Annotated in this window: 12 protein-coding genes; all 12 read left to right on the top strand. The window is 66.9% G+C overall.

Features of this window, described 5'->3' with window-relative positions; genetic code table 11:
- The first annotated feature begins 17 nt into the window (after positions 1–17).
- Complete coding sequence (gene rplN / locus CH341_RS10580; protein ID WP_111419000.1) at positions 18–386, top strand: 50S ribosomal protein L14; 369 nt, start codon at positions 18–20, stop codon at positions 384–386.
- Complete coding sequence (gene rplX, locus CH341_RS10585; RefSeq protein ID WP_111383547.1) at positions 386–703, top strand: 50S ribosomal protein L24; 318 nt, start codon at positions 386–388, stop codon at positions 701–703. The genes rplN and rplX overlap by 1 nt, the downstream gene beginning before the upstream one ends.
- Positions 696–1400, top strand: a complete 705-nt coding sequence (gene rplE / locus CH341_RS10590) for a 50S ribosomal protein L5 (protein WP_111419001.1) — start codon at positions 696–698, stop codon at positions 1398–1400. The genes rplX and rplE overlap by 8 nt, the downstream gene beginning before the upstream one ends.
- A 44-nt stretch (positions 1401–1444) precedes the next feature.
- Complete coding sequence (gene rpsN / locus CH341_RS10595) at positions 1445–1750, top strand: 30S ribosomal protein S14 (RefSeq protein WP_111419002.1); 306 nt, start codon at positions 1445–1447, stop codon at positions 1748–1750.
- A 7-nt stretch (positions 1751–1757) separates the two neighbouring features.
- Positions 1758–2156 carry a 30S ribosomal protein S8 gene (gene rpsH / locus CH341_RS10600; RefSeq protein WP_111419003.1) on the top strand — a complete coding sequence of 133 codons (399 nt, stop codon included), beginning with the start codon at positions 1758–1760 and terminating at the stop codon, positions 2154–2156.
- A gap of 10 nt (positions 2157–2166) precedes the next feature.
- The gene (gene rplF, locus CH341_RS10605; protein ID WP_111419004.1) at positions 2167–2700 is read left to right on the top strand and encodes a 50S ribosomal protein L6; all 534 of its coding nucleotides are present in this window, start codon (positions 2167–2169) and stop codon (positions 2698–2700) included.
- 11 nt (positions 2701–2711) lie between these two features.
- The gene (rplR, locus tag CH341_RS10610; RefSeq protein ID WP_111419005.1) at positions 2712–3074 is read left to right on the top strand and encodes a 50S ribosomal protein L18; all 363 of its coding nucleotides are present in this window, start codon (positions 2712–2714) and stop codon (positions 3072–3074) included.
- A 38-nt stretch (positions 3075–3112) separates the two neighbouring features.
- The gene (gene rpsE / locus CH341_RS10615; RefSeq protein ID WP_111419006.1) at positions 3113–3670 is read left to right on the top strand and encodes a 30S ribosomal protein S5; all 558 of its coding nucleotides are present in this window, start codon (positions 3113–3115) and stop codon (positions 3668–3670) included.
- 20 nt (positions 3671–3690) lie between these two features.
- Positions 3691–3882: a 50S ribosomal protein L30 gene (gene rpmD, locus CH341_RS10620; RefSeq protein WP_111419007.1), complete on the top strand. Its 192-nt coding sequence runs from the start codon at positions 3691–3693 to the stop codon at positions 3880–3882.
- A 96-nt stretch (positions 3883–3978) separates the two neighbouring features.
- Positions 3979–4473, top strand: coding sequence for a 50S ribosomal protein L15 (gene rplO / locus CH341_RS10625; protein WP_111419008.1), 495 nt, complete (start codon positions 3979–3981; stop codon positions 4471–4473).
- Positions 4474–4535: 62 nt separating this feature from the next.
- Entirely contained in the window at positions 4536–5867 is a 1332-nt protein-coding gene (gene secY / locus CH341_RS10630; RefSeq protein WP_111419009.1) for a preprotein translocase subunit SecY, read from the top strand.
- Entirely contained in the window at positions 5864–6484 is a 621-nt protein-coding gene (locus tag CH341_RS10635) for an adenylate kinase (RefSeq protein WP_111419010.1), read from the top strand. Before secY ends, CH341_RS10635 begins: the two co-directional genes overlap by 4 nt.
- Positions 6485–6525: the final 41 nt, after the last annotated feature.

Here is a 6525-nt window from a genome sequence, read left to right on the forward strand (position 1 = left end):
ACAAGAGGCGGCTCATCATGATCCAGATGCAGACCAATCTCGACGTGGCGGACAATTCCGGCGCGCGCCGTGTCATGTGCATCAAGGTGCTGGGCGGCTCCAAGCGCAAGTACGCGACCATCGGGGACGTCATCGTGGTGTCCGTGAAGGAGGCGATCCCGCGCGGCCGCGTGAAGAAGGGCGACGTCATGAAGGCGGTCGTCGTCCGGGTGGCGAAGGACATTCGCCGCTCCGACGGTTCGGTGATCCGGTTCGACCGGAACGCCGCCGTGCTGATCAATCCGCAGATGGAGCCGGTCGGAACCCGTATCTTCGGACCGGTGCCGCGCGAGCTCCGCGCCAAGAACCACATGAAGATCATTTCGCTCGCCCCGGAGGTTCTGTGATGGCTGCGAAGATCCGCAAGGGCGACAAGGTCGTCGTTCTCACGGGACGCGACAAGGGCCGCACCGGCGAGGTGATCGAGGTGCGCCCGACCGAGAACCGCGCCTTGGTGCGCGGCGTCAACATGGTCAAGCGTCACCAGCGCCAGTCCGCCAACCAGGAAGGCGGCATCATCTCCAAGGAAGCGCCGGTGCATCTGTCGAACCTGGCCGTCGCCGATCCGAAGGACGGAAAGCCGACCCGGATCGGATTCAAAGTTCTGGCGGACGGCAAGAAGGTGCGTGTCGCCAAGCGTTCGGGAGCCGAGATCAATGGCTGAGGACAAGAAGGACGCCAAGAAGGGCGCCAAGCCGGACGCCGGCGCGAAGACCCCCAAGGGCGGCGCTCCGAACCCGAAGGCCGAGAAGGCCGCCGCCAAGGCCGCGAAGGCCGCCGCTCCGAAGAACGCCGGCGGTCCGGTCGAGGCGTTCAAGGGCCCGTCGCGCCTGCGCGTCCAGTACGACCAGACGGTCAAGAAGAAGCTGACCGAGGAGTTCGGCTACAAGAACCAGTTCGAGGTGCCCAAGATCACCAAGATCGTGATCAACATGGGCGTCGGCGAAGGCGTGAACGACCGCAAGAAGGTCGAGCAGGCCGCGGCCGATCTCGCGCTGATCTCGGGCCAGCGTCCGGTGATCACCAAGGCCCGCAAGTCCATCGCGACCTTCAAGGTCCGCGAGGGCCAGGCGATCGGCTGCAAGGTGACGCTCCGCAAGGACCGGATGTACGAGTTCGTCGACCGGCTGATCAACATCGCGCTGCCGCGCGTGCGGGACTTCCGCGGGCTCAATCCGAAGAGCTTCGACGGCGGCGGCAACTACACGCTCGGCGTCAAGGAGCACATCGTGTTCCCCGAGATCGACTACGACCGGGTCGCCGAGGTGTGGGGCATGGACATCACGGTCTGCACCACGGCGCGCAGCGATGCCGAAGGGCGCGCGCTGCTGGCCGCATTCAACTTCCCGTTCCGGCAGTGAGTCGGATTTCGTTTCCGTCTCAGACGCGGAGTTAGGAGCATCGCATGGCGAAGAAGAGCTCTGTCGAAAAGAACGAGAACCGGCGCAAGCTCGTCGCCCAGCAGGCGGAGAAGCGCGCCCGCCTGAAGGCCGAGGCCAACGACAAGAACACGCCGATGGAGGAGCGCTTCGCCGCGGCCCTCAAGCTGGCGGAGATGCCGCGCAACGGTTCGGCGACCCGCATCCGCAATCGCTGCGAGGTGACCGGTCGGCCGCGCGCCTATTACCGCAAGCTCAAGATGAGCCGGATCGCGCTTCGGGAGCTCGGCTCCAAGGGCCTGATCCCGGGCCTCCTCAAGTCGAGCTGGTGAGGAGGGCATCGCCATGAACGATCCGATCGGCGACATGATCACACGCATCCGCAACGCGCAGATGCGCGCCAAGTCGCGGGTGTCGACCCCGGGCTCGAAGCTGCGCGCGAGCGTGCTCGAGGTGCTCAAGAGCGAAGGCTACATCCGCGACTTCTCGGCCACCGAGCACGCGGACGGCCGCACCGAGTTCGATATCGAGCTGAAGTATTTCGACGGCGCCCCGGTGATCCGCGAGATCGCCCGCGTGTCGAAGCCCGGCCGCCGCGTCTACGCCTCGGTCAAGGCGCTGCCGCGGGTCAATAACGGCCTCGGCATCGCCGTCGTGTCGACGCCGAAGGGCGTCATGGCCGACCACGCCGCGCGTGACGCGAACGTGGGCGGCGAGATTCTCTGCACCGTGTTCTAAAGGGGCCAGCATGTCTCGCATCGGCAAGAAAGCGGTGCCGGTCCCGTCCGGAGTCACCGCGAACCTCGAGGGGCAGACCCTCAAGGCGAAGGGCCCGAAGGGTGCCCTGCAGCTCGTTCTTCCCGACGACGTCGTCGTGAAGATGGAGCAGGGCTCCGTGAAGGTCGATCCGCGCAACGAGACCAAGCGGGCGCGCTCCATGTGGGGCACCTCGCGCACTCTCGTCTCGAACCTGTTCACCGGCGTCACCAAGGGCTTCGAGCAGAAGCTGGAGATCGTCGGCGTCGGCTATCGCGCCGCCGTCCAGGGCAAGAACCTGCAGATCGCGCTCGGTTTCAGCCACGACGTCGTCTATCCGATCCCGGAAGGGATCGCGATCGTCACGCCGAAGCCGACCGAGGTGGTGATCAGCGGGATCGACAAGCAGAAGGTCGGCCAGGTGGCCGCCGAAATCCGCGCGTTCCGCCCGCCCGAGCCCTACAAGGGCAAGGGCGTCAAGTACGCTGGCGAATACATCTTCCGCAAGGAAGGCAAGAAGAAATAGCGGAGCGCACGATGTCCAGGCTCAGTATCAAGACGGCGCGGCGCACCAACCGGGTCCGCCGGGCCATCAAGGCGGCGGCCGGCGACCGGCTGCGGCTTTCGGTGTTCCGTTCGTCCCAGCACATTTACGCCCAGGTCATCGACGACCTGAAGGGCGTGACCGTGGCGGCAGCGTCGACGCTGGAGAAGGACCTTCGGTCCAGCCTCAAGACCGGGGCCGACAAGGACGCCGCAAAGGTGGTCGGCAAGCTCCTCGCGGAGCGGGCGGTCGCCAAGGGCGTCAAGGACGTGGTCTTCGACCGCGGCGGCTACATCTATCATGGTCGCGTCAAGGCGCTGGCGGACGGCGCCCGCGAGGGCGGGCTGAATTTCTAGGGCGATGACGGGCGATCGCCCGAGGGAGACGGTTTCAGATGGCACGTGAACACGGACGTGACCGCGACGATCGGGACAGCGAGTTCACCGACAAGCTGGTCCACATCAACCGCGTCGCCAAGGTGGTGAAGGGCGGTCGGCGCTTCGGCTTCGCGGCGCTGGTCGTCGTCGGCGACCAGAAGGGCCGGGTCGGCTTCGGTCACGGCAAGGCTCGCGAGGTTCCGGAGGCGATCCGCAAGGCGACCGACGCGGCCAAGCGTGGCCTGATCCGGGTGCCGCTGCGCGAGGGTCGTACCCTGCATCACGACGTGGCGGGTCGTCACGGCGCCGGCAAGGTCTATCTGCGGGCGGCTCCGGCCGGTACCGGCATCATCGCGGGCGGCCCGATGCGCGCCGTCTTCGAGACGCTGGGCATGCAGGACGTGGTGGCGAAGTCGATCGGCTCGTCGAACCCGTACAACATGGTGCGGGCGACCTTCGACGCGCTGAAGCACCAGGATTCGCCGCGCTCGGTCGCGGCCCGCCGCAACATCAAGGTCTCGTCGCTGCAGTCGCGTCGCCGTGAAGGCGCCGACGACCAGGCCGCGAGCGAGTGAGCGGCCCGGGAGAAGCGACGATGGCGAGCGATACCAAGACCCTCAAGGTCGAGCAGATCGGCAGCCCGATCCGTCGGCGCCACGATCAGCGCGAGACGCTGATCGGCCTCGGCCTCAATCGCATCGGTCGGGTGTCCGAACTGCAGGACACCCCGTCGGTGCGCGGCATGATCACCAAGGTGCACCACCTCGTCCGGGTGGTGGAAGAGTAAGTCTGGTCGCGGCCGGGGTCATCCCGGCCGGTCGGGCCGCCCCCCGCAGGGCGCCGTAATCGACCCGCGCGACCCCGAAGAGACCGAGGAACTGTCATGAAGCTCAACGAGATCGCCGACAAGCCCGGCGCCCGCAAGTCGCGCATGCGCGTCGGCCGCGGCATCGGCTCCGGCAAGGGCAAGACCGGCGGGCGCGGCGGCAAGGGCCAGACGGCCCGCACCGGCGTCGCCATCAAGGGGTTCGAAGGCGGCCAGATGCCGTTGCATCGGCGGCTGCCGAAGCGCGGCTTCAACAACATCTTCGCGCTGACCCTGTGCGAGGTGAATCTCGGCCGGCTGCAGGCCGCGGTCGACAAGGGCCGGCTCGATCCGAACGCCGTGATCGACGTGACGGCGCTGGTCCAGGCCGGCGTTCTGCGTCGTGCCCGCGACGGCGTCCGGCTGCTCGGCAACGGTGCCGACACCCTCACGTCCAAGCTGCAGCTCGAGGTGTACGGCGCCTCGGCGTCGGCGGTCGCGGCCGTCGAGAAGCTCGGTGGCACCGTGAAGGTGCTGGCGCCGCGCAAAGAGACGGGCGAACAGGCCGGCTGATCCCTATATAGCGGGAAACGCCGGCCGGGCGTGCGCCCGGCAGCGGCCACCGGAGCCTCGACATGGTTTCTGCAGCAGAGCAACTCGCAGCCAACCTCAACTTCTCGGCCCTCGCCAAGGCCGAGGAGCTGAAGAAGCGAATCTGGTTCACGCTCGGCGCTCTGCTGGTGTACCGGCTCGGCACCTACATTCCGCTGCCCGGCATCGATCCGGGCCAGTGGGAGCAGATCTTCCGCACCCAGGCGGGCGGCATCCTGGGCATGTTCAACATGTTCGCGGGCGGCGGCATCCACCGGATGGCCATCTTCGCCCTGAACATCATGCCGTACATCTCGGCATCGATCATCATTCAGCTGCTGACCACGGTGTCGCCGGCCCTGGAGAACCTCAAGAAAGAGGGCGAGTCCGGCCGCAAGGTCATCAACCAGTACACCCGTTATCTGACTGTCGTGCTCTCGGTATTCCAGGCCTACGGCATCTCGGTCGGCCTCGAGGGCGCGGGCTCCGTCGTCAGCGATCCGGGCTTCTTCTTCCGCATCTCCACCGTCATCACCCTGACGGGCGGCACGATGTTCCTGATGTGGCTGGGCGAGCAGATCACGGCGCGCGGCATCGGCAACGGCATCTCGCTGATCATCCTGGCCGGCATCGTGGCCGAGCTGCCCGGCGCCCTCGTCGGCATGTTCGAGCTCGGTCGCCAGGGCGCCATGTCGACCGGCGTCATCCTGCTGATCATGGTCATGTCGGTCGCGGTGATCGGCTTCATCGTGTTCATGGAGCGGGCCCAGCGCCGGCTGCTGATCCAGTATCCGAAGCGCCAGATCGGCAACCGGATGTTCGAGGGCCAGACCTCGCATCTGCCGCTCAAGCTCAATACCTCGGGCGTCATCCCGCCGATCTTCGCCTCGTCGCTGCTGCTGCTGCCGACCACGGTCGCCAACCTCAATGCGGGGCAGGGGCCGGAGTGGCTGAGCATCATCACGACGCAGCTCGGACACGGCCGTCCGCTGTTCCTGCTGCTCTATATCGGCCTGATCGTCTTCTTCGCCTTCTTCTACACGGCGATCGTGTTCAACCCGACCGAGACGGCCGACAACCTGAAGAAGCACGGCGGCTTCATTCCCGGCATCCGGCCGGGCGAGCGGACCGCCGAGTACATCGACTACGTTCTGTCGCGCATCACGGTCGTCGGTGCGGCCTACCTGGCGGTCGTCTGCCTGATCCCGGAGATCCTGATCTCCTACGCCTCGGTGCCGTTCTACTTCGGCGGCACGTCGCTGCTGATCGTGGTCAGCGTCACCATGGACACGGTCGCCCAGATCCAGGGCTACCTGCTGGCCCACCAGTACGAAGGCCTGATCAAGAAATCCAAGCTGAGAGGTCGACGTCGATGAGACTGATCCTCCTTGGTCCGCCCGGGGCCGGCAAGGGCACCCAGGCTCAGCATCTGGTCAAGTCCTACGCCATCGTGCAGCTCTCGACCGGCGACATGCTCCGCGCCGCCGTCAAGGCCGGCACGCCGGTGGGGCTGAAGGCGAAGGACATCATGGCCCGCGGCGACCTCGTCCCCGACGAGGTGGTGGTGGCCATCGTGGCCGACCGGATCAGCGAGCCGGATGCGGCCAACGGGTTCATCCTGGACGGCTTTCCGCGCACCGTGCCGCAGGCCGAGGCGCTCGAGCGAATGCTGGCCGAGAAGGGCCTGGCGCTCGATGCGGTCGTCGAGCTCAAGGTCGACGAGAAGGCGCTCCTCCACCGCGTCGAGACGCGTGTGCGCGAGATGACGGCCCGGGGCGAAGCCCTGCGGGCCGACGACAATGCCGATGCCCTGAAGACCCGGCTGGAGGCCTACCGGTCCCAGACGGCGCCGCTTGCGGCGTACTATCAGGGCAAGGGAAAGTTGCGGACGATCGACGGCATGGCGCCCATCGCGGACGTCGGCAAGGCGATCGACGCAGTGTTGAAGACCGCCGCGGGGGAAAGCCGATCCACCTCGGCGGCGGTACGATAAGGCAGTCCTTGGGCGCCCTGGCCGGCTCCGGCCGGCCAGGG

Origin of the sequence: Rhodoplanes roseus (assembly GCF_003258865.1) — a bacterium.
GTDB classification, from domain to species: Bacteria; Pseudomonadota; Alphaproteobacteria; order Rhizobiales; family Xanthobacteraceae; genus Rhodoplanes; species Rhodoplanes roseus.

Bases quoted from the DNA above. Each gene is read 5' to 3' on its own strand.
- rplX (WP_111383547.1), top strand. From the start codon at position 386: ATGGCTGCGAAGATCCGCAAGGGCGACAAGGTCGTCGTTCTCACGGGA.
- rpsN (WP_111419002.1), top strand. From the start codon at position 1,445: ATGGCGAAGAAGAGCTCTGTCGAAAAGAACGAGAACCGGCGCAAGCTC.
- secY (WP_111419009.1), top strand. From the start codon at position 4,536: ATGGTTTCTGCAGCAGAGCAACTCGCAGCCAACCTCAACTTCTCGGCC.
- rplE (WP_111419001.1), top strand. From the start codon at position 696: ATGGCTGAGGACAAGAAGGACGCCAAGAAGGGCGCCAAGCCGGACGCC.
- rplN (WP_111419000.1), top strand. From the start codon at position 18: ATGATCCAGATGCAGACCAATCTCGACGTGGCGGACAATTCCGGCGCG.
- CH341_RS10635 (WP_111419010.1), top strand. From the start codon at position 5,864: ATGAGACTGATCCTCCTTGGTCCGCCCGGGGCCGGCAAGGGCACCCAG.
- rpsE (WP_111419006.1), top strand. From the start codon at position 3,113: ATGGCACGTGAACACGGACGTGACCGCGACGATCGGGACAGCGAGTTC.
- rplR (WP_111419005.1), top strand. From the start codon at position 2,712: ATGTCCAGGCTCAGTATCAAGACGGCGCGGCGCACCAACCGGGTCCGC.
- rplF (WP_111419004.1), top strand. From the start codon at position 2,167: ATGTCTCGCATCGGCAAGAAAGCGGTGCCGGTCCCGTCCGGAGTCACC.
- rplO (WP_111419008.1), top strand. From the start codon at position 3,979: ATGAAGCTCAACGAGATCGCCGACAAGCCCGGCGCCCGCAAGTCGCGC.
- rpmD (WP_111419007.1), top strand. From the start codon at position 3,691: ATGGCGAGCGATACCAAGACCCTCAAGGTCGAGCAGATCGGCAGCCCG.